General features: G+C 37.6%; 15 protein-coding genes. 5 read left to right on the forward strand and 10 right to left on the reverse strand.

What is annotated here, in order from left to right; translation table 11 throughout:
* The first annotated feature begins 155 nt into the window (after positions 1 to 155).
* Positions 156 to 971: a DUF4197 domain-containing protein gene (locus DRF59_RS18820; protein WP_115963829.1), complete on the forward strand. Its 816-nt coding sequence runs from the start codon at positions 156 to 158 to the stop codon at positions 969 to 971.
* Between the two features lie 658 nt (positions 972 to 1,629).
* On the opposite strand, the gene DRF59_RS18825 is transcribed toward DRF59_RS18820, so the two are convergent.
* Complete coding sequence (locus DRF59_RS18825; RefSeq protein ID WP_115963831.1) at positions 1,630 to 2,283, reverse strand: CoA transferase subunit B; 654 nt, start codon at positions 2,281 to 2,283, stop codon at positions 1,630 to 1,632.
* Positions 2,284 to 2,405: 122 nt separating this feature from the next.
* Between DRF59_RS18825 and DRF59_RS18830 the strand changes: the two genes are divergently transcribed.
* Positions 2,406 to 4,208, forward strand: a complete 1,803-nt coding sequence (locus DRF59_RS18830) for an ABC transporter ATP-binding protein (RefSeq protein WP_115963833.1) — start codon at positions 2,406 to 2,408, stop codon at positions 4,206 to 4,208.
* A gap of 43 nt (positions 4,209 to 4,251) precedes the next feature.
* Here DRF59_RS18830 and DRF59_RS18835 read toward each other — a convergent pair whose 3' ends face one another.
* Positions 4,252 to 4,959: a CoA transferase subunit A gene (locus tag DRF59_RS18835; RefSeq protein WP_115963835.1), complete on the reverse strand. Its 708-nt coding sequence runs from the start codon at positions 4,957 to 4,959 to the stop codon at positions 4,252 to 4,254.
* A 292-nt stretch (positions 4,960 to 5,251) separates the two neighbouring features.
* Between DRF59_RS18835 and DRF59_RS18840 the strand changes: the two genes are divergently transcribed.
* Entirely contained in the window at positions 5,252 to 6,784 is a 1,533-nt protein-coding gene (locus DRF59_RS18840; RefSeq protein ID WP_115963837.1) for a toxin-antitoxin system YwqK family antitoxin, read from the forward strand.
* A gap of 67 nt (positions 6,785 to 6,851) precedes the next feature.
* On the opposite strand, the gene DRF59_RS18845 is transcribed toward DRF59_RS18840, so the two are convergent.
* Positions 6,852 to 9,587, reverse strand: coding sequence for a fibronectin type III domain-containing protein (locus DRF59_RS18845; RefSeq protein ID WP_115963839.1), 2,736 nt, complete (start codon positions 9,585 to 9,587; stop codon positions 6,852 to 6,854).
* Positions 9,588 to 9,880: 293 nt separating this feature from the next.
* On the opposite strand from DRF59_RS18845, the gene rplS reads away from it, so the two are divergent.
* Positions 9,881 to 10,237: a 50S ribosomal protein L19 gene (rplS, locus tag DRF59_RS18850; protein ID WP_002980648.1), complete on the forward strand. Its 357-nt coding sequence runs from the start codon at positions 9,881 to 9,883 to the stop codon at positions 10,235 to 10,237.
* Positions 10,238 to 10,368: 131 nt separating this feature from the next.
* Here the strand turns inward: rplS and DRF59_RS18855 are convergent, their stop codons facing one another.
* Both DRF59_RS18855 and DRF59_RS18860 read right to left on the reverse strand, forming a co-directional pair.
* Positions 10,369 to 10,812, reverse strand: coding sequence for an SRPBCC family protein (locus DRF59_RS18855; RefSeq protein ID WP_115963841.1), 444 nt, complete (start codon positions 10,810 to 10,812; stop codon positions 10,369 to 10,371).
* A gap of 114 nt (positions 10,813 to 10,926) precedes the next feature.
* Positions 10,927 to 11,709 carry an AraC family transcriptional regulator gene (locus tag DRF59_RS18860; protein WP_115963843.1) on the reverse strand — a complete coding sequence of 261 codons (783 nt, stop codon included), beginning with the start codon at positions 11,707 to 11,709 and terminating at the stop codon, positions 10,927 to 10,929.
* Positions 11,710 to 11,784: 75 nt separating this feature from the next.
* On the opposite strand from DRF59_RS18860, the gene DRF59_RS18865 reads away from it, so the two are divergent.
* The gene (locus tag DRF59_RS18865; protein ID WP_115963845.1) at positions 11,785 to 12,936 is read left to right on the forward strand and encodes a multidrug effflux MFS transporter; all 1,152 of its coding nucleotides are present in this window, start codon (positions 11,785 to 11,787) and stop codon (positions 12,934 to 12,936) included.
* 107 nt (positions 12,937 to 13,043) lie between these two features.
* Here the strand turns inward: DRF59_RS18865 and DRF59_RS18870 are convergent, their stop codons facing one another.
* The 5 genes from DRF59_RS18870 to rpsA all read right to left on the reverse strand — a co-directional run bounded on the left by DRF59_RS18870 (position 13,044) and on the right by rpsA (position 21,561).
* Positions 13,044 to 14,039, reverse strand: coding sequence for an alpha/beta fold hydrolase (locus tag DRF59_RS18870; protein ID WP_115963847.1), 996 nt, complete (start codon positions 14,037 to 14,039; stop codon positions 13,044 to 13,046).
* A gap of 82 nt (positions 14,040 to 14,121) precedes the next feature.
* Positions 14,122 to 15,108 carry an EamA family transporter gene (locus DRF59_RS18875; RefSeq protein ID WP_115963849.1) on the reverse strand — a complete coding sequence of 329 codons (987 nt, stop codon included), beginning with the start codon at positions 15,106 to 15,108 and terminating at the stop codon, positions 14,122 to 14,124.
* 128 nt (positions 15,109 to 15,236) lie between these two features.
* Entirely contained in the window at positions 15,237 to 17,873 is a 2,637-nt protein-coding gene (locus tag DRF59_RS18880) for a T9SS-dependent M36 family metallopeptidase (RefSeq protein WP_241505635.1), read from the reverse strand.
* Positions 17,874 to 18,129: 256 nt separating this feature from the next.
* Entirely contained in the window at positions 18,130 to 19,554 is a 1,425-nt protein-coding gene (locus tag DRF59_RS18885; protein WP_115963853.1) for a T9SS type A sorting domain-containing protein, read from the reverse strand.
* A 216-nt stretch (positions 19,555 to 19,770) separates the two neighbouring features.
* A complete protein-coding gene (gene rpsA / locus DRF59_RS18890) occupies positions 19,771 to 21,561 on the reverse strand; it encodes a 30S ribosomal protein S1 (RefSeq protein ID WP_050022612.1) in 1,791 nt (596 codons plus the stop codon).
* Positions 21,562 to 21,757 lie beyond the last annotated feature (196 nt).

A 21,757-nucleotide genomic window follows, 5' to 3' on the forward strand; every position in this document is an offset into this window, starting at 1 on the left:
TCATTGGATATTTCTTTACTAACCGGAAACTCATAAAGATTCACAGCTATTCATCCGGTCCATCTCCTAAAAAATATCATCGAAAAAATTTGTGGTTTATTTTTTGCTAAGTGTAAGTCACTAGCAAAACTTAACAATAAAATTCATAAAAAACGATGAAAAAAAATATTTTACTGGCAGCCGGATTGTTATTTTCAATTTCTACACAAGCTCAGCTTCTGGATATCATAAAATCAACAGTTAAAGATAAAACAGGTGTTGACCTGAATGCTCCTGTAAAAACAAAAGGCGTTACTTCCGGTACAACTACATCAGCACCTTCCAGCAACCCGGTCAGTTCATCCGCTAATCTCGGAAATCTTACTTCTACCCAGATTTCATCCGGATTAAAAGAAGCATTAAATCTTGGAGTAACTGATGGAGTAAAGAAGTTAGCCCTCACAGACGGTTTTTTCAAAAATGAGGCGGTGAAAATATTAATGCCCGAAAAATTAAGAAAGATTGATACAACATTACGCTCTATCGGAATGGGAAGTCTTGCAGATGAAGGGGTAAAATTATTGAACAGAGCAGCTGAAGATGCCGTAACGGAAGCCGCACCAATTTTTACCAACGCAATTACTTCCATGACCATTACGGACGCTAAGAATATTTTGTTAGGAACAGATAATGCGGCAACCAATTATCTTCAAAGCAAAACCCAAAGCCAGCTGTTTACTGCTTTTCAGCCTAAAGTAAAAGCTTCATTGGGAAAAGTAGGTGCAGATGCTGTTTGGAAAAACCTGATCTCAAAATATAATACATTTACAGGACAGTCTGTTACAACTGATCTTAATGAATATGTTACTACAGAAACCATTAACGGAGTGTTCAAAATGGTGGCAGATAAGGAAAGCGGGATCAGAAATACACCTGCGATGAGAACGACAAGTATTCTGCAGAAGGTTTTTGGGGCACAGGATAGAAAATAAATGAGAAGTTAGATATAAGAGGTTAAAAATTAGATGATAAACTAACCGCTACAATTTTAAATATAAAAGCTGTTTCATCATGAAGCAGCTTTTTTTTCTTTAATTTCTTTTGTTTTGAAACAAAAGAAACAAAAATTCAAGACTGGATCTCTCCGCTAAAAATAAATCCTGTTCTCTAAAAATTCTAAACTTGCGCGAAATCATTATTTCTTAATCAGTTCTGAATTGCTCTCGCGCTTCGGACAGAAGAATTTTCTTAACGTTCTCAGGATTCATTTTCTTCACGCTCCGATCTCCTATGTCGTTTTAAAGTCATTATATAGAAATATCTGTCAGAGTTTTAATTGATAATGAGACGGTTTTTATAACCAGCATTTTTATTAAATTTAATTTCTTTGTCTTGAAACAAAAGAAACAAAAATTCAAGACCCGGATCTCTCCGCTAAAAATAAATCCTGTTCTCTAAAAATTCTAAACTTGTGCGAAATCATTATTTCTTAATCAGTTCTGAATTGCTCTCGCGCTTCAGACAGGATAATTTTCTTAACGTTCTCAGGATTCATTTTCTTCACGCTCCGATCTCCTATGTCGTTTTTTACAACTTATATAAAAGTTTCGGCCTCACAAAGTGAGGCCGAAACTTTTTATTTTTATCAGATTAGAATTGCATTTCAGGAATTTCACCTTCAATGATCAGATCTGCTTCTGTAGCTTTGATGATATCTTCTACTGAAACCCCGGGTGCTCTTTCCACTAATTTGAATCCAGCCGGAGTCACATCCAGTACCGCCAGTTCAGTAACTACTTTTTTAACACAGTTTACTCCTGTCAGGGGAAGTGTACATTTTTTAAGGATTTTACTTTCTCCTGCTTTGTTTACATGCATCATGGCAACAATGATGTTTTCAGCAGAAGCAACCAGATCCATAGCACCTCCCATACCTTTTACCATTTTCCCCGGAATTTTCCAGTTGGCAATATCTCCGTTCTCCGAAACTTCCATTGCCCCCAGAATGGTAAGATCTACTTTCTGTCCACGGATCATCCCAAAGCTGAATGCAGAGTCAAAAAATGATCCTCCATCTAAAATAGTGATGGTTTGCTTTCCGGCATTGATGATATCGGCATCCTCCTCTCCTTCGAAAGGAAAAGGCCCCATTCCAAGAACTCCGTTTTCACTCTGGAATTCTACGGAAATACCTTCCGGGACATAGTTGGCAACTAAAGTGGGAATCCCGATTCCCAGATTAACATAATAACGATCTTTCAGTTCTTTTGAAATTCTTTTGGCAATTTGTTCTTTTGTAAGCATAATAAAAACTTAGACTGCAATTTAAATATTTTCACTTGAATACAAAAGGACTTTGTTCTGTTCCATAATTAACACTGTTAGTTAAAATAATATCTGTAATTTTACACATTATTTTTAACAGAATGAAAATACTTTTTAAATATCTGAAACCTTATCAGTGGCTGATTGTCATTTCTTTGCTTCTCGCTACTATTAATCAGGTTTTTTCTTTATTTGCCCCTGCCATAACCGGGAATATCCTGGACCAGCTGGTAACCCATCCTAATTTTTTTGATAAAGAAAAGCTCCTTCCCAGAAACCTCCATGAATATTTATACGGGAGCCCAGTATACCATGGTGCTTTTTATTTTCTGGGACTGCTGATCGGGACTGCCATGGTGAGCCGGATTGCCAAAGCTTTTCAGGACTATGTGGTGAGTGTTATTACCCAAAAATTTGGAGCTAAAATATTTACGGACGGGTTAAAACATTCCATGGCACTGCCTTTTCAGGAGTTTGAAGATCAGAGAAGTGGTGAGACCCTATCTATTTTAACAAAAGTAAGAGAAGATACGGTAAAGTTCATCAGCAATTTCATTAATATTTTCTTCGGAATCCTGGTGAGTATTATTTTCGTTTCGGTGTATGCCATCCGTCTACACTGGTCCATTATGCCGGTTTATATCTGTGGAATTCTTCTTATTGCTGTTGTTACCAATTTATTAAGTAAAAGAATAAAGGTCATCCAGAAAAACATTGTTTCGGAAACCACGGCTTTAGCCGGAAGTACTACTGAAAGTCTCAGAAATATAGAAATTGTCAAAAGCTTGGGATTAACCGGACAAGAGGTTATTCGTTTAAACAACAATACTTATAAAATCCTTGGCCTTGAACTGAGAAAGGTTAAAAGTATCCGCTCTCTAAGTTTTATCCAGGGAACTATGGTCAATTTTCTTCAACAGATGATTACCCTGACTTTATTATATTTAATTTTTAAAAATATTGTTACGCCCGGTCAGTATCTGTCCCTTATGTTTTATGGATTCTTTATTTTCGGACCTATGCAGGAAATCGGGAATATTATTATTTCCTATCGTGAAGCTGAAGCTTCCCTTCAGAATTTTGATCGTCTCATGAAAAAAGAAGTGGAAGAAAAACCTGCCCACCCCAAACAAATCGGATCTATTGAAGAATTGGAATTCAAACATGTATCCTTTAAGCATCAATCTGCCCAGTATAAAGCCCTGAACAATATTTCTTTTGAGGTAAGAAATGGAGAAACCATAGCTTTTGTAGGTCCCAGCGGTTCAGGAAAGAGTACACTGGTAAAATTACTGGTCGGACTGTACAGGCCTCAGGAAGGTAATATTTTTTACAATACCATCAATGGAAAGGAGTTTGATTTTGACGAACTGAGAAATCAGATTGGTTTTGTCACTCAGGATACCCAGCTTTTTGCAGGAACCATTAAAGAAAACCTTCTGTTTGTTAATCCAATGGCTACAGAACCGGAACTTCAGGTGGCTTTACAGAAATCAAGCTGTACCGCTTTATTAGAAAGAGCAGAAAAAGGTATTGAAACGGTTATCGGTGAAGGAGGCCTGAAACTGAGTGGCGGAGAAAAGCAAAGAATTGCCATTGCACGTGCCCTTTTAAGGAAGCCTCATTTATTGATTTTTGATGAAGCAACCTCTGCTTTAGACAGTATTACAGAAGAGGAAATCACTTCAACTATCAAAGATATTTCAAAAGAAAGGGAACAGATTACGGTTCTTATTGCCCACCGTTTAAGTACGATTATGCATGCAGACAGAATTTATGTGCTTGAACGAGGACAAATAGTTGAAACAGGATCGCATGATAAACTGATTGCTGAAAAAGGACTCTACTATGCCATGTGGCGTCAACAGATCGGGGAAAGAAAAACCATGACTCAACAATCATAAAAAAAGCGCTGAAATATTTTCAGCGCTTTTTTATGTTTTTATTTTAAACCTGTTCTTTGGGTCTCACTGTTCTCTGTTCTATTCTTTTTTCAAACTTTTCCCCCTGGAAAATTCGCTGAACCATAATCCCCGGAATATGAATCTGGTTGGGATCAAGTTCCCCAGGTTCCACCAATTCTTCTACCTCAGCAATGGTGATCTTCGCAGCACCAGCCATCGGATGGTTAAAGTTTCTTGCAGAGCCTTTGAAGATAAGATTTCCGGCATGATCCCCTTTCCATGCTTTTACAATTGAGAAGTCTGCATCGTAAGCATGCTCCAGAATATGTGGCTTTCCATTGAATTCTTTTACTTCTTTTCCTTCTGCCACTTCGGTTCCGTAGCCTGCCGGAGTATAAAAAGCAGGAATTCCTGCCTGAGCAGCTCTGCATTTTTCAGCCAAAGTTCCCTGTGGAGTAAGTTCAACCTCCAGTTCTCCTGAAAGCATCTGTCTTTCGAATTCTGCATTTTCCCCTACGTAAGAAGAGATCATTTTCCTGATCTGTCTCTTGTGAAGCAGCAGTCCTAACCCGAAATCATCTACCCCTGCATTATTTGAAATACAGGTCAGATCTTTCACATCACTTTCTACCAGGGCATTAATTGAATTTTCCGGAATACCGCAAAGCCCAAATCCGCCAAGCATCAATGTCATTCCATCTTTAATTCCTTCAATGGCTTCCTTTGCATTATTTACTCTTTTATCTATCATGATAATATTAGATTTTCTGTTCGCTAAATTTAATAAAATTTCTCATATAACCGATATTCAGAATTCATCCGGCTATTCCGTATGGTATTTTCCTTCGAAGTATGCGCTTAATTTAAAAACATAACAAATCCCGTTATATAGATATATTTTCAGTTGACACCCGTAATACCATGATATTTTACTATTTTTGCCGACCATTATCCATCAATTATTATTTTATTGATCACATCATTTCTATATATGAAGCCCCCCGCTACACAAAAAAAATACACAATCAAAACGTAATAAAAACATGAAAAAACTATTTACATCAGCAATACTTGCGTTTGTGCTCAGCATCCACGTATATGCACAGGAAAGAACTTATTTCGATGAAAACTGGGAAAAGACAAGCCAGGATAAAATGGAATATTACCGTGAAACCTCACCGAAGGGCAAGCTTACTTTAATCAAAGATTTTTATAAAAACGGAACCCTTCAGATGGAAGGGCTGGCTTCGGACATCACACCCAACAACGAAGTTTTCGATGGAAAAGTTACCTGGTATACTCCCGAAGGAAAAGTGATGAGCATTGTAACCTATTCTAACGGTAAACAGGTTGGGCCTGCGCAAACCTATGATGAAGCCGGAAAACTGTCAGAAGATGTAATTTATAAAGCTGACGGGACTTTTAACGGCACTTCCTATACCTATAAAGACCCTGAAAACGATTATTTTTATAACAGTATGACGGTCTTTGAAAATTCTTTACCGGTAAAAACAATTATTTATGATGAGGATATAAAGGGGATCCGTTATGAAACAATTACAGGCAAAGAGGGTAAATATGAAACGAAATTTTACGGTGATAAAGGGAAATACCTGGGCAGCGGATCTTCCGAACCCGGTGAAAATATGCTTGTAGATTACTACCCAAATCCAATGAGGATTTCGAAAATCGAAAAATATAAAAGTGACGGCAGTGTGAAGGAAGGAATTATTTACAGTAAAAACGGGAAAATACTACAGGAACAGAAAAAAAATAAAAAAGACGGCTATAAGACCACGTATGATGAATCCGGAAATAAAATAGGACATCTGGTATATCAATATGATAAAGCCACCGATGTTTATACTCCTATGGATGGTGAGGATTATGAGTTTAACAATGACTATACCCAGATTTCTTCCATTAATGTTTATAAAAATGGCTCGATTATCCTGAATAAATCTTATGATGACAACGGAAAGCTTCTTTCAGAGAAAATCTTAAAGGATGATGTTACCGAAGGAATCAAGTATTACAGTCCGGATGGAAAATTAAGATCAACAGTAACTTATAAGGATGATCTGCCTTATGAAGGAACTGCCTATGAAGGATTAAGTGAACTTCAATATAAGGACGGGATCCTTGTAAATACACGAACTTATACTGAAGATCAGAAGCTGAAATCTGAAAAGAAACTTAATACGTCAAAGAACACATATGAAGCTACTATTTATAATGATAAAGGAGTTATTGTATATACTTTCACCCAGCCGTTAAATGAAAATGAAGACTATTATAACTTTACGGGGCAAATCGTTCAGTACGTCAAAGGTAAACCTGCCGGCAAGGCTTCTGTAAAAGAAGGAATCCTTCAGAGCGGAAAAATTAAACTGAAAATGGCTAACGGTATTAAAGAGCTTGAGCGCAACGGAAAGTGGATCCTATTAAAAATGTATAATACAGACGGAAAGCTTGTTCAGGATTCCAAAGTTCTGGCAGATACCGGAGAGGATTATTTTTCCGGCGAAAATCAGGCAGCTATTCAGGAAGGGGATTTATTTGACATTTTTGAATAAGACATATCTTCATTATATCGAAAGGCTGACATTTCTGTCAGCCTTTTAAGTTAATTTCATCCTGTTTTTACTGAATAATCAGTTTTAAGGTAAATAGTTTTCTGGAATGGACTTTCACAAAATAAACGCCTTTAGGCAGGTTTTCATTAACTAAAGAGAAGCGTTGATTATTAATGTTCTTTGAAACATACAGCAGTTCTCCTGAGGCCGATACCAATTCAATTTTCTCGATCGGATAATCACTTTTAATGAAAGTGGGCTCTCCGGGTTTGGTAGGATTAGGATATAAAACCACATTTTTCTCTGTGCTTTTTGCTTCTTCAACACCTAATGTTGATGTTACCTGGAACTGTACCCTGTTTGAAACTTCAGTATAAGAATCATTGGTGAACATTACCATATAATAGTTTCCGGGCGATGCGGGTACTGCTGTTCCCTGTATTGTTTTTGTTCCTTGTGTCACACCGTCAAAATAAGTATAGGAAATGAAATTATCATCCGGGGTCTGGATATTCTGCGGATAAATCCCCAGCCAGTCCTTAATAATTCCCGGAGAATCCGTCCATGAAGCCGTAATGTTTTCGCCCAATGTGTAAACCGGCTTATTGATCCATAGTTCCGTTACGATATCACCAACTTTAAAGAATACTTTATCTCCTATTCCGTTATATCCGTCTTCAAGCAGGTATTGGGCATAATAATATCCTTTTGGAAGCCCTGTAAAATTAAGAGTCCCTGAAGAGGTGGTGACATAGCTCCACTGTATGGAGTTTGTAGTTCCGGGAGTCTGTCCCATTTTATAGATCCCTATCCAGTCCTTGACCAGATTCGGGCCATTGGTAAAATTAATCGTAACTGTTCCTCCTACAGGATAGGTATCGGCTGTGGCCTGCAGCTGAACCTTTGGTCCTACATAGAAGCTTTTTCTCGGTGTGATTTCGGTATATCCGCCATTGGCAAAGAACCCTGCAAAATATTGTCCTTTGTTAGACAGTCCATTAGGGAAAGTAACTGTTCCCGCTGTTTGTCCGTTGGTATAGATATAGCCCTGAGAAGTTGAAGTTACAGGAATCTGTCCTTTCTTATAAATACCTACCCAATCCTGCTGATTTCCGGGTCCTCCCGTAAAAGTAGCCGTTATAGGTTCATTTTGCATATATTCATTTTTATCCAGCACAAAAGTGGGATTTGAAACAACACTTCCTGTAATGACAAACTGCTTTACATCACTCCATTCGCTCCATTCAAGGTTTCTGTCTCTGTAACGGACTTTTACGTAATAGGTTCCATTGGGTATAGAGTTCGCTGCAAGGGTTACTTTAGTAATGTCTACTCCTTCGTTCAGGTTTTTGGTCTTATCAGGATTACCATTCCCGTCCTTACCAAACCAGTTCTCAAAGTCGCGATAAACCTCTTTCTCGATCACTGAAAAATCTGCGGTCTTACTGATCATGAACTGGGTGGTATTCAACAGCTCTCCGTTTGATGATGAAAAGGGACTTCCATTCAGCGTCAATGGTAAGGTTACCGATCCCGGAAAAGTATTGGTAATGGAGGGTTTTGAAGGTTTCGGCTGATTTTTATATCTGTGAAAAGAATCTATCAGCTCGTTATTTTTCTTGGTATATATTCCTCCTATTGAGTAGCATTCTACATCTACCTTCCCATTTTGTACATCTACTTCTACAATCTGGTACGTCCAGTCTGTCAATGTTTTCTGAACATCATCAAAATCCTGCTCATTAGACATCCCCCAATACTGGTCCCAGGCTGTTCCTCCGGAAATGATCTGGTAGTTGGGCGTATTCTTTAGCTGTCCTCTGTGATACAGATGATGATGTGCCCCCACATGCATCAGATATTTATCTGAAGTGGTTAGAAGCGGAACTGCATTATTTCTTACCCAGGCGGAGATATCCCCCACATACTGTTCCGCCTGATAAGGCCTGTGACTCAATGAGATGATCCAGTCTACTGTGGAATCATTATTGGCTTCATTCAGGATCTGCTGCAGCCATGTCTGCTGTGCTGATCCAGTATGCTCAGAGCTCAGGCTTATAAATAATACATTTCCTGCCTGCTGTGCATAATAGTTTTCATTTCCGGAACTGATGTTCTTATATTTGATTTCATCAATATAAAAATGGGCATAATAAGAATTCATTCCTAAACTTCCATACGTTTCATGGTTTCCTACTGTGGTCTGAATCGGCATATATGGTGAAAGCTTTGTATTCTTTTTAAAATGAACGTTCTCATAATGGTCTAATGTCCCTACATCTACCTGATCCCCCACCATAAAGGTAAGCGCAATATTATCTGAAGGATCAGCCATAGCTCCGAACTTTTGTTTAAGCTTTTTAAAAGCACTCAATGTAAGACTGTCATATCTGGGCTCTGCCTTGATCTGGTTATCCCCCATAATGAGAAACCGGATCTTTCCGTTGGGAGTAGCTGCCTGCCCGGGCAGCGGAAGAGTTCTGAAGTTATAGACTGCAGACTCACTTGCTCCTGTCCTGATCTTATAATAATACTTTGTATTGGGTTGTAAATTGGTGATTTTTGCTGTATGATAGTAATAGTTATTGTTATATCCCGTATCTGAAAAGATATTGGTTGTACCGGTTACCGTTACGTTCAGATTATTCGGGGAATTACCGTAGATCACAGTGGTTTCATTATTGGAAGCTGTTTTCCAGTTGACGATCATAGAATTTGGTGCAGGGTTTTGCAGATATGGAAACAAAACCTGACCAAATGCCATCTGGGCCACGAAACAAAAGAAGAAGAAATAATGTCTCATAATAGTTTAATTTTAAAATAGCATGTATAGTTTTAAATTGTATCTCAGTTGTTTAATAGTTCATTATCCTGATTTTCTATTCGGGCAAAAGTAGATTTCCCATATAAATTCACTCTGATGGAATCTTAAAGAATCTGTTAACTTTTCAGCAATACGGGAATGAAAAAATTATAGTTTTTAGTACAGTAATTATTTGGTATATTCAAAAACTATTTTGTACATTTGCAACCTGTTATTCAACCTCTGACGAAAAACGTGTAAGTTGCTTAGCTTTAACATTTTATTTATTAATAATGGATTTATTAAAGTACGTACAAGACAAGTACATTGCGAAAAAAGAATTCCCTGAATTCAAAGCAGGTGATACAATTACAGTGTATTACGAAATTAAAGAAGGACAAAAAACAAGAACTCAGTTCTTCAAAGGGACAGTTATCCAATTAAGAGGTACCGGATCTACAAAAACTTTTACCATCAGAAAAATGAGTGGTGATGTAGGAGTAGAAAGAGTATTCCCTATCAACATGCCTGCACTTCAAAAAATTGAAGTTGACAGAAGAGGTAGAGTTAGAAGAGCTAGAATTTACTACTTCAGAGACCTTAGAGGTAAAAAAGCCAGAATTAAGGACGCTGCTTACAAGAAGAAATAATTCAGACAACAATAAATGCAAAAAGAGGCTGTTTACATGTAAACAGCCTCTTTTTTTGTACATAAGGTTATTAATTTTATTTTAAAAGTTCTCCTTCTATCTTTCTCAGACCTATCTATTGATAATACCGATTATTGCCTGTACGGCCTGCCTTTTCCGGTTTCCAGGAATAATTTAAGACTGTCAATAAATTGAACCCAGCCGCCTGTACACAAATCATAACACTCTACAGCCTGGTTAAGTCCCATATGCGTAAGATGCAGTAAACTTCCGCCCTCTTTCTGTTCTATCTCCCAAATAATGGTGGTTCCGATCCACTCTGTCTGATTTTTCAGCTCCGGAAGAGCTATTAGAGAATCTTCAACATACCAGATCACTTTTGAATGATCCGCCAGTTCTTTCACTTTCATCGTTTTGAAAATATGATCCCCGAACCTGATTGTGAATACATCATCAACCTGCGATGAAGAGCCGGTAAACATTTCTGACCACCAAAGTGGAATATGAAGAGTCAATGCTTCATACACTTTTTCAGCTGTGGCTTTTATTTCTATTGTATTGTTGTAATTATCCATGTCAAATCGTTGATTAGTACATTACAATTTTATGCAAATTATTTATCACCGGACTTTTCATAAGACAAGAAAATAAAACTTTAAATCTTAGTGTATCTAAATAACTAAAAAACATTATTCATTCTTTAGAAGATACTGCAGGGGGGTAGATCCGGTATGTTTTTTAAAGAATTCTATAAAAGCACTGTCTGATGAAAAATCTAAAATATGTGAAACCTCCCCTATTGGATTTCCCTCAACCAACAGTTCAATAGATCTCTGAAGACGCCATTGCTGCCTCCATTCCTGATAGGTCAGCCCCGTTTCCTTTTTAAAAATACGGCTGACTGTTTTTTCCACAGCTCCGGTTTGTCCGGCAAGTTTTTTCAGCATTGGCGGCATTGAAAAACGCTGTGTCCATTCTTCTGTAACTTTTTTAAAACGCCTGTCAGAAGGCATTTTAAGGTCCAGATTTTCTTCCGGAGCCGTTTTAATCTCATCCCAGAATACCTTCAGAATATTTTCCTGACAAGGATTGGGTGCCATCCAGTCCCAGAAACAAATTCTTTCAATAATTTCCTTCAGCAGAGGATTTACGTGCAGCACCTTAAAATCTGTCCCCATATTTTTTCTTGCAAGATCCTCATCAAAGTAAACAGACCTGTAAGCTACTACATTCCTGAAGTTCACCCTATGAACTTCTTTTGCAGGAATCCACAACATCCTGAACGGAGGAAGGATCAGTTGTCTGTCAGAAGTTGTTACCGTCATACAGCCCGAGGGGGCGTACAACAGCTGGGCTTTGGTTTTATGAAAATGGAACCCGGAATCGTGCATCACCATAGCAGAAGCAATTCCTATAACTTTTTCCTGAATACGATCAGCATCAAATTCTTCATCTTGTAACAACACTGCCATGTCTTATTTTTGATGTTTTTTGTTTTTATATCATTATAAATATACTTTAAATTTTTCAAAACTTTGCAGAAAAAAATGAAAAAGACAAATCCTCTCTGGTTTTTGACCCTGCTTGTCATGCTTCCCCAGTTTGTAGAAACGATCTACAGTCCTGCTTTACCTATGGTACAGGAACAGTTCCGGGTGCAGGAAGAAACCGCCACACTTACCATAAGTTTGTATTTCATGACATTTGCATTGGGTGTAGCATTCTGGGGAATACAAAGCGACAGGATTGGAAGAAAAAAGGCATTGGAATATGGACTCATTACTTACGGAGCAGGTACTTTAACCGCAGTTTTAGCTCCTGATTTCACCATATTACTGATTGCCAGAATGATTTCTGCTTTTGGGATCTCGGTCGGCTCTATTGTGACACAAACTATTTTACGGGATACCTATGATAAGGAAAACATCAGTAAAGCATTTTCCTGGGTCGGAACAGGCTTATCCATCAGTCCGGTTATCGGAATGATCACTGGCTCCTTACTCGCTTCTTTCACAGGCTATCAGGGGATTTTTATTACATTATACCTGCTTGCTGTCTTATTTTACATTCTTTCCAGAAAAAAAATATCTGAAACGTACCAGCCAGGAAAAAAAATCAATATCAGCACCCTGGCCGGCTTATTAAGCCGAATGCTTAAAGATTATGAAATTATCAGATGCTGCCTGCTCATCATGAGTTTTAATGTTTTGCTGTTTTCTTACTATTCCTTAGCTCCTTTTATTTTCAGGGAACAGCAGTATTCACCCTATATTTTTGGTTACAGCAGTGTTATATTAGGAATAGGAACATTTGCAGGAGCCCAGTTTAACAGATTCTTACTATGCAGGAATATATCTCCCGAAAATTTAATTAGGATGGGTACTCTGGGGGCTTTCTTTGCTTCCGCTGCCGTATGGGGTCTGATTGATAAAGGAATATATTTTATGATTCCTTATTTCTTTATTGTTATGGCATTCAGCATTTCAATTCCCAATATTTTAAGTACAGCACTATTACGGTATAAAAACGAAACAGGAAGTGCCGGAGCCTTATTAGGACTGCTCTATTATATATTAATCGGGTCCGGACTTATAAGTATAGGGTACATTCAAAATCTGGGAGCAGCCTGTTTTATTTTTTCTGCAGCCGGAGTCTGTACTTTAATCCTGTTTAAACAAAAAAAAGAAATTATTCCATAGCAGGAATAATTTCTTTTTTTATTGTATAGCCGGATCATTATTACTTAAAGCACAAAACAGATGATCAGACAAAATTTATTATTTCAAGGAGAAGTTGACCTCAAATCCTATTGTACAAACCCATATAACGCTTCAAAAAACTTCGGATATACTTCTATATGAGGAAGGTGTCCCACATTTTCAAGCTCCACCAACCTGGAGCCCGCAATTTCCCGTTGTGTCTTTTTTCCCAGTTCCTGATATTGCCCCATCTTCGGCTGCAGTTCCTTAGGAGCCCGATCCTTTCCTATAGCAGTTCTGTCTCTTGTTCCTATAATGAGCAGCGTCGGGGTTTTTATATTTTTAAATTCATAACAAACAGGCTGATTATAAATCATATCTGATGTCAGAGCTGCATTCCAGGCCACCTGCGGATAGTCTTTATGCAATGTCCAGCCCGCAATCAGGTCAAGCCAGGGCTGATATTCTTCTTTCCACTTATTATCATAATAAAATTTCAGCTGGTAATTTTTATAGGTCTCAGCAGTGTTTTTAAGTTCTGACTGATACGCCTGATCAATCGTCTGGTATGATGCAAAAGTTTTATAATCCTCCAGCCCGATAGGGTTTTCGAGTACCAGCTTCTGAACTTTTCCAGGATAAAGAAGAGTAAACCTGACAGCAACCATTCCCCCCATTGAATGTCCCAATACTATCGTTTTCTCAATATTCAGTTCATCCAGAATTGCTCTGGTATTTTCTGCCAGCTGCGAAAAAGAGAACTGATAGCTATGAGGTTTAGATGATTTCCCGAATCCGATCTGATCCGGAATGATCACCCTGAATCCTTTTGCAGATAAATCCTTAGCCGTTCTTTCCCAATATGCTCCATTAAAGTTCTTCCCATGAAGAAGCATGATGACCTTTCCATTAGGTTTCTGGGGCTTAACATCCATATAGGCCATTTTTAAAGTATTATTCTGGGATTTCAGATTTATAAAATGAACTTCAAAAGGATACTGGTATTCCGAAAGCAAAGGATCCAATGGCTTTACCTGGGAAAAAACTACAGACGAAACCGTAATCAGCATGGCGGCCGTTATTATATTTCTGAAATATTTCATGAAACTATTTTTAAAGTATTAAAATTAAAAAAACTGCTCCAAAAGGAACAGTTTCAATTCATATTTATTTAAATACTTTTTTTTAAGATAGTTCAGCCATTGAAATTTCTTTCTCTTTCTTTGAAGGTAAATTCATTAAAACAATTGCAAAAAGAATCAGAACAATTCCTACCCACTGTATTAAAAACACTTGTTCACCCAATAGCACAAAAGCCATCGTTACAGAAACAGGAAGCTCAAGTGATGAAACAATACTTCCTAATCCAAGTCCGGCATTCGGAAAGCCGATATTGAATAAAACAGGGGGAATAATTGTTCCAAATAAAGCCAGAACCGCTCCGTAAGTCCAGAATATAGAATAATTAAAAGGATGGATATGTTCTGTATTTTCTGTAAAATTAAGATATATTGATTTTAAACCTTCGAAATGCATCGGTCCTATCTGGGCAAAAAATAAAAATGTAAACACTACAACTGAGCCACCCGCCAGCATAACCATACTCTTTCTGAAAACCGGAAGATGCGTAGCTATGGTATTTGAGGTAAACATCGTCAAAGTATATGAAGCAGCCGCCATCAGCCCCCAAAATACACCATGCCAGTCCAGCTCAATTTCCATATTGATAAGATTAGTAGCCAAAACCGTTCCCAGCAATACAATGACTACTGATATTACTTTTCTTGCATTAGGCAGCTTTCTTGTCAAAATACTTTCCACCACCACACTGAACCATACGGATTGCATCAGCAATACAATAGCAATGGAAACATTAATATATTGAACTGCAATATAATAAAACAAGCTGGTACCCCCCAGCGATGTTCCGGCAAGCATTAACATTCTGACTTCCTTAGAACTTGGTAATGGCAATTTTTGTTTTGAAGTAACAGTCTGAACAGCATTCAGGATCAAAAGCCCCAACAGCCCCAATACAAATTGAGAAGTGGTTACTTCAGAGGTTGTAAAGCCATCATGATAAGCCATTTTTACAAAAGTGGCCAACATACCATATATACTAGCTCCAATCCCAACAAATAAAACGCCTTTTAGTATATTTTTCTTCTTCATAATATTTTTTTAACAGCCGGCAAAGGTACGACATATAAATTAAAAACTTTCTGAAGCGTTACCGTAATAGATAAATAAAATCGCCACAAGCAAGCTTGTGGCGATCTTCAATTGATATATAAATAATTTTATTTTTTAACAATCACTTTAGAAGCAGCTTCAATACCCAGTCCTTTTACCTTCACGATGTAAGTACCGTTAACGAGGTTGCTGGTAGAAATCGCCTTTTTAGTTTCCGGGGAAATTTTATCTTCTGATGAAACCAGTTTACCCGTCATATCATAGAGTTCAACACTTACTTTTCCAAGTGTATTTCCAGGGAAGTTAATATAGAACTCGTCTTTAGCAGGATTCGGATAGATTGAAATCTTCGTATTTTTAATTGATGTCGTTTCATCCGTAGACAATACACATTCTGCAGGTACCGTAAAGTCTTCCACCTGATCATTAATGTCATTTTTAAGCCCTGCTGAAGCATTCTTTCCTAACCCTCTTCTTGCAAAAACATTCCAGATCATACATTTATCCTGCCCCTGGGTAGTTGTCATTTCCGCTGCCAGTATAGCATCACGCCCTTCCACAAAACTAGGGTTACATACCTGAAGCTTCAAAGCATCTGTAATCAGCTGTAAGACCCTTGTGCTTCCATTGGTTGTATTGGATAGCACATCTGACGAATATCCATATTTCTCAACATATTTCCAGTGAAGATCCCACAGCATGGTAGCCCATACAAATCCGATTGAGTGTACATCCGGAACCAGGACATTATTGGAATTCATATATTCCAGCCCGTTGGTATCTCCATAAGTAACCCCGTTAATGGTAAGGTCAGGTGAGTATTTAAAAGGTCTGATTCCCCCTCCGGTTATTTGCTGTCCGCTGGCATAGGTTCCCATTCCTCTCGGTACCGAAGCATTGTCACCTGCTTTATTGGTAAGCATTAATGCAAAGAAGTCTGACCATCCCTCACCCATCTGCTCTTTACTTACGCCTGCATTCAGACAGTTATATCCTGTACCTGTAAGCCTGTTGGAAATCCCGTGTCCGTACTCATGGATAACAATCCCGTTATCAAAACTTCCGTCAGGGGTGATACTTGTTGCCGGATCATTCTTCAGGGTAACATTTACCGTTGTAGCTGCCGTAAGCTGATTTTTTATGTATTCTCCTTCAGCATTTGTAATCAACACTGTTGGGATTGTTATTGTTGCATCTGTTCCGGACATATTCGACAGTGTAGAACCGTTTGCAGCATTGTTATAAATAATAACTGCTGTAGCACCGGCATCCTGAAGATTTTTTGTTTTAATCACAAAAGAACATGTTCCTCTTTCTACAAGACCGATTTTTCCTGTAAGCGAGCTGGCCGGAAGTGCAGTACATCCATCTAAAACCGGAGATAACTGTACATTTCCGGTAACTCCTGCTGCACTTAATGCGTTCCCAAATTCCGCCGTTCCAACACCTGGCTGACGTGGTACCGCGGCGGCCGGAGTATTGTAAAAGAATTTTCTGTTTACAGGTGACCAAAGGTACATCTGCATTCTAGGATTATAGCTGTCCTGAGGGGAAGAAAAATTGGCATTGTTTAAACCTCCTCCATCCTGGGCTTCTGCGTACACAGAATCATCATCCAGCCCTCCTTTTCCAAAATTATTCTGCTGGAAATTTCTCGCGGATTCTGTAAAACCGAACTGGTAGAAAACATCATGGATTCTGTTATTCAGATAAAATAAATTGGTAATGGAAGCATTTCTGTTGTTAACCGGAGTTCCGTTAATACTGAAAGGAAAATCAAAATTCCTTGTAGCTCCTCCATCAGCCGGAGTACCTGGTAAATAACCGGGAGGTATGGTTAAAGCGGTTCCGGCAACATCTTCATAAGCAAATACGTTATTTCCTCTGGTTGTTGTATAATGTGTGGTTCCGTCAGAATGCCATCCTTCAGGAGAAGCACTTAATATCCACGGATTACTGATTACAGATCTTGATCCGAAAGTAGGCGCTTCTATAGGTAAAGGGAATACATTATATGATGCATTATCCGGAACAAAGAATGAAAAATTATTATTTGCAGATCCATTCTCAGGACCTATAAAGGTTTTATTAATATCATGCGAATGATCATGATGCTCTGAGCCAAAAGCTCCAGGCTCAAAACTACATGATAATGTCAGGTTATTTTTCTCTAAAATGCTGCCGGTACCGGCATCTACTAAAATGCTCCAATAATTCGGAGACTTTGGTTCCATCAAAGTATATTCGTATGCCAGACGGAGATTTCCATTTCTGTCATTAGCATACACCAGTCTTTGATTCGCTGAGGTTGCCTTATGGTTATTCTTTTCAAGATGTTCCAGAATAGTAAAATCAGCAATATCAGCATTTTTTAATTCTTCAGCAATATTCTGCAGTGCTGTTTTTTTATTAATAACAGCGGTAGATGCTGTAGATGTGGTATAATCCTTTATAAAGTTATCCGTATAGTAAACAACTTTATTATCTTTAATAAGAACTGTTCCTGCTGAACTGTAAACAGGCAGCCCTTTATAAGTCTGAAGAAAATGAACAACATTTCCGTTTAACGACTTTGAATAATCTACATTATCTACAATAAAGTTAGCAAGATCAGCCTTTTTATATTCCCTTATTTTATTTTGAGAAATATAATCTTTTATCAGCCTTTCATTATCTTGTCCAAACAAAAATGCCGGAAACACTGAAAACACAGCAAACAAAACAGGTAGAGATTTATTTTTCATATACATTATTAAAGCCGCTAATCTACAAATATTTAACAAATAAACACAACTATTATTATATTTTACTTAAAAATAAACAATATAGAATAATTTTATTCACAACAAACCAAATTAAATATTTCTCAACAAAGAGACTTCATTCAACAAATACCACTCCGCAATACCCCTCCTTCAGGCACTTGTCTGATATATCATTCTTCAAGGAATATTTTCATAAATAAAAAAACTGTTCAGATGAACAGTTTTTTTTTAAAAATTATTTCTTTATCAATTTACCCGAAAAGACTTCATTTTTATCTGTCGTAACTTTAATAATATATATGCCCTGGCGTTGTGTTTTTAAATCCATTTCAAAAACTTTTCCTTTAACAGGTTTTGTAAATATCCTGTTATTATTTACATCCAGCACTTCAAGTTTACCTGATAAAATTTCTTTGTCCAGGGTTACTTTAAAGGGACCATCTGAAGGATTAGGAGAAATCGTTAATATAGAGTTCTTAAGCTGGTCTTTTGGTGCCATTTTTGTCGTACAATCCATATTAATGTCATAATCAAAGAACGGATAACCATTCCAGCTAATTACTTCATAAGTACCACCCGCTACTGAATATTGTATGGTAAGGATAAATTTAAACTTCCCGGTAACACCTGATGGGAGATTGAAATCAGAAGGCTGCAGCTGATAGGTAAACTGATTTGCGCCGTATATGGTTGGATTGAAATTGACCGTATAGTCTGCAGCAGTAGCATTATCTCTCATAACCAGCTTAAACCCATTCAATACAGCACCTGCAGGCAAGGTAAATTGCCCGTTTATGGTTTGCACCCCGTTTGTCCCGCATCCACTTGGTTCATACAGAAAACTTAGCGATCCCCACCCTGCAGCATTGCAGATATTACCCGCAAGATCAGACCAGTAATCAACCTCATAGCTACTCATACCAAACGAACTTGTTCTGCCGTAATAAAGTCTGGGTAAAATACCATAATCCGGATCATCAGTATTGCTTTCCATACTGCCGGAGTAATTCCCACCCACACTTGCTATACATGCAGCCGCTTCAATAGCCTGGCTGTTTGTACTCAGATGGATAAACGCAAATTTTGCCTGTCTGTCAACTTTAAAAGAAGTTACGTTTTTAAATGCCTCAGGTGTATTTAAGCTGGGATAGTCATAATTTACCAGATACGATTCACTTCCGAAGACTCCGGCATTTCTTTCTGCGTCAGAGAACACCACGACTACCAGAGGAGCCGAGGGATCCCTGTTCAACGTGGTCTGCGAACTGATAATATCAGGGCTGTTTCCTCCATCCAAAGCAGTTCCGATAAGCCCTAATGCTTCATGAAAATGATCACCAAAATCGAGTCTCCTGTCAATAAGCTGGCCTACAAAAGTATTATTGGTAAAATCAGATTCAATATACAGGGTTGGTTTATAGCTCGGGCTGGTATCTCCATACTTTCCCGCGCCATAATGAACAACTGCTACCCGGTTCCCCGGATTACAGGACAAAAGCTGTTCTATAAGTTTTGTGGCTCCCAGTTTCATATCGGAAAAACGCTGATTATCCATGGAAGGACCGTTATCAAGAATAACAATATAATCAGTACCACCACTTTGCGCCTTAAAAACAGACATTACAAATGTAATCAGGAAAAGTAAAAAAGTTTTTTTCATGGTTTAATTTTATTTTAGTTTTATCGCAGTTAAATTAATAATTTACTAAATAAAAACAAATATTAATTAAAAATATTTATATAAAATGAATTTAAACCTAATAAATAAAACAAAATTCATCAGTAAATTTAATCAGATTCAATTTACATTTAACTTATTATAAGATACAAAAAAAGCCGCTCTGACGAGCGGCTCTATATTTACAATGGTTCAAGATTATTTACCTTCTTCCATTTTTCTTTTCAACTCTGCTAATGCATCGATGTCTCCAAGAGTAGATCTTTCTTCATTGTTAGAAGAAGAAGATACGTTTCTGGAAGAAGCTTCTTTTACGTTTTTCTTCTCTTCATCTCTGAAGATACCTGTGTGAGATACTACTACTCTCTTGAATTCTTTGTTGAATTCGATTACTTTGAAATCAGCTTCTTCACCTTTTTTGATTTTAGATCCATCTTCTTTCTCTAATAATCTTGAAGGGCAGAATGCTTCTACTTCAGCATCTTCGAATTGAACAGAAGCTCCTTTATCGTGAACTTCTACTGCTTTACCAGCGTGGATAGTTCCTTCAGCATATTTAGTTTCGAATTTATCCCATGGATTTTCAGTCAATTGCTTGTGACCCAGAGATAATCTTCTAGCCTGAATATCTAATTCAAGAACTACAACGTCTAATTTATCACCTACTGCACAGAATTCAGATGGGTGCTTGATTTTCTTAGTCCAAGAAAGATCAGAGATGTAGATTAATCCGTCGATACCTTCTTCTAACTCTACGAATACACCAAAGTTAGTGAAGTTTCTTACAGTTCCTACATGCTGAGATCCTACCGGATACTTAGCTTCGATGTTTTCCCATGGATCTTTAGATAATTGCTTGATACCAAGAGAAATTTTTCTTTCTTCTCTGTCTAAAGTTAATACTTCAGCTTCTACTTCATCACCTACTTTCACAAAGTCACCAGCAGATCTTAAGTGAGTAGACCAAGACATTTCAGAAACGTGGATTAATCCTTCAACACCTGGAGCGATTTCTACGAATGCACCATAGTCAGCAAGAACTACTACTTTTCCTTTTACTTTGTCTCCTACTTTCAGGTCAGCAGAAAGAGCATCCCAAGGATGAGCTTCTAGTTGCTTCATACCTAACTGGATTCTTGTTTTCTCATCATCGAAATCAAGGATTACAACTTTTACAGTCTGACCATCTTCAAGGATTTCAGATGGGTGGTTTACTCTAGACCAAGAAAGGTCTGTAATGTGGATTAATCCATCTACACCACCTAAGTCAATGAACACACCGTAAGAAGTGATATTCTTAACAGTACCTTCAAGAACCTGTCCTTTTTCAAGCTGAGCAATGATTTCTTTTTTCTGACCTTCGATATCTGCTTCGATCAATGCTTTGTGAGAAACTACTACGTTTTTGAACTCAGGGTTGATTTTCACAACTTTGAACTCCATAGTTTTTCCTACGAACTGATCGTAATCTTTAATTGGCTTAACGTCAATTTGAGAACCTGGTAAGAATGCTTCGATTCCGTGAACGTCAACGATCATACCTCCTTTAGTTCTGGATTTAACAAAACCGTTAACGATTTCACCAGTTTCGTGAAGTTCGTTTACTTTATCCCAAGCTTTAAGCGTTCTTGCTTTTCTGTGAGATAATTGTAACTGACCAGTTTTGTCTTCTCTCTTGTCAACCATTACTTCTACTTCATCACCTACCTTAAGACCCTGGTTGTAACGGAATTCGTTTAGAGAGATAACACCTTCAGATTTGAAGTTGATGTCTACGATAGCTTCTTTGTCAGTTAATCTTACAACTTTACCAATCAGAACGTCATTATCGTCCAGGTTGTTTAATGATCCGTTGTAGATCTCCTCTAAGTCACTTTTCTCTTTTCTAGCATCAGCATCAAGACCAGATTCAAATGAATCCCAGTCAAATTGTTCAGGTGCTACGTTTTGGTTTAATAATAATTCTGCTGAATTTGTCTCTTTTGACATAATTCTAAAAAAATTTGTATTCCTTCTCCTTCAACGGTCTTAACAAATGTGATTGAAAAATACGGAAGTAATTAATATTTAATATTTTACTTTCTCAGACCTTTAACACAAAAAGTGGGTGCAAAGATAGGTATTTTATTTGAGATAAGCAATAGTTTTTCCATTTCAGACATTCCTTCTAAACCACTGAAGTTCA

Source organism: Chryseobacterium flavum (genome assembly GCF_003385595.1).
Taxonomy (GTDB): domain Bacteria; phylum Bacteroidota; class Bacteroidia; order Flavobacteriales; family Weeksellaceae; genus Chryseobacterium; species Chryseobacterium flavum.

Bases quoted from the DNA above. Each gene is read 5' to 3' on its own strand.
- DRF59_RS18820 (WP_115963829.1), top strand. From the start codon at position 156: ATGAAAAAAAATATTTTACTGGCAGCCGGATTGTTATTTTCAATTTCT.
- DRF59_RS18825 (WP_115963831.1), bottom strand. From the start codon at position 2,283: ATGCTTACAAAAGAACAAATTGCCAAAAGAATTTCAAAAGAACTGAAA.
- DRF59_RS18830 (WP_115963833.1), top strand. From the start codon at position 2,406: ATGAAAATACTTTTTAAATATCTGAAACCTTATCAGTGGCTGATTGTC.
- DRF59_RS18835 (WP_115963835.1), bottom strand. From the start codon at position 4,959: ATGATAGATAAAAGAGTAAATAATGCAAAGGAAGCCATTGAAGGAATT.
- DRF59_RS18840 (WP_115963837.1), top strand. From the start codon at position 5,252: ATGAAAAAACTATTTACATCAGCAATACTTGCGTTTGTGCTCAGCATC.
- DRF59_RS18845 (WP_115963839.1), bottom strand. From the start codon at position 9,587: ATGAGACATTATTTCTTCTTCTTTTGTTTCGTGGCCCAGATGGCATTT.
- rplS (WP_002980648.1), top strand. From the start codon at position 9,881: ATGGATTTATTAAAGTACGTACAAGACAAGTACATTGCGAAAAAAGAA.
- DRF59_RS18855 (WP_115963841.1), bottom strand. From the start codon at position 10,812: ATGGATAATTACAACAATACAATAGAAATAAAAGCCACAGCTGAAAAA.
- DRF59_RS18860 (WP_115963843.1), bottom strand. From the start codon at position 11,709: ATGGCAGTGTTGTTACAAGATGAAGAATTTGATGCTGATCGTATTCAG.
- DRF59_RS18865 (WP_115963845.1), top strand. From the start codon at position 11,785: ATGAAAAAGACAAATCCTCTCTGGTTTTTGACCCTGCTTGTCATGCTT.
- DRF59_RS18870 (WP_115963847.1), bottom strand. From the start codon at position 14,039: ATGAAATATTTCAGAAATATAATAACGGCCGCCATGCTGATTACGGTT.
- DRF59_RS18875 (WP_115963849.1), bottom strand. From the start codon at position 15,108: ATGAAGAAGAAAAATATACTAAAAGGCGTTTTATTTGTTGGGATTGGA.
- DRF59_RS18880 (WP_241505635.1), bottom strand. From the start codon at position 17,873: ATGAAAAATAAATCTCTACCTGTTTTGTTTGCTGTGTTTTCAGTGTTT.
- DRF59_RS18885 (WP_115963853.1), bottom strand. From the start codon at position 19,554: ATGAAAAAAACTTTTTTACTTTTCCTGATTACATTTGTAATGTCTGTT.
- rpsA (WP_050022612.1), bottom strand. From the start codon at position 21,561: ATGTCAAAAGAGACAAATTCAGCAGAATTATTATTAAACCAAAACGTA.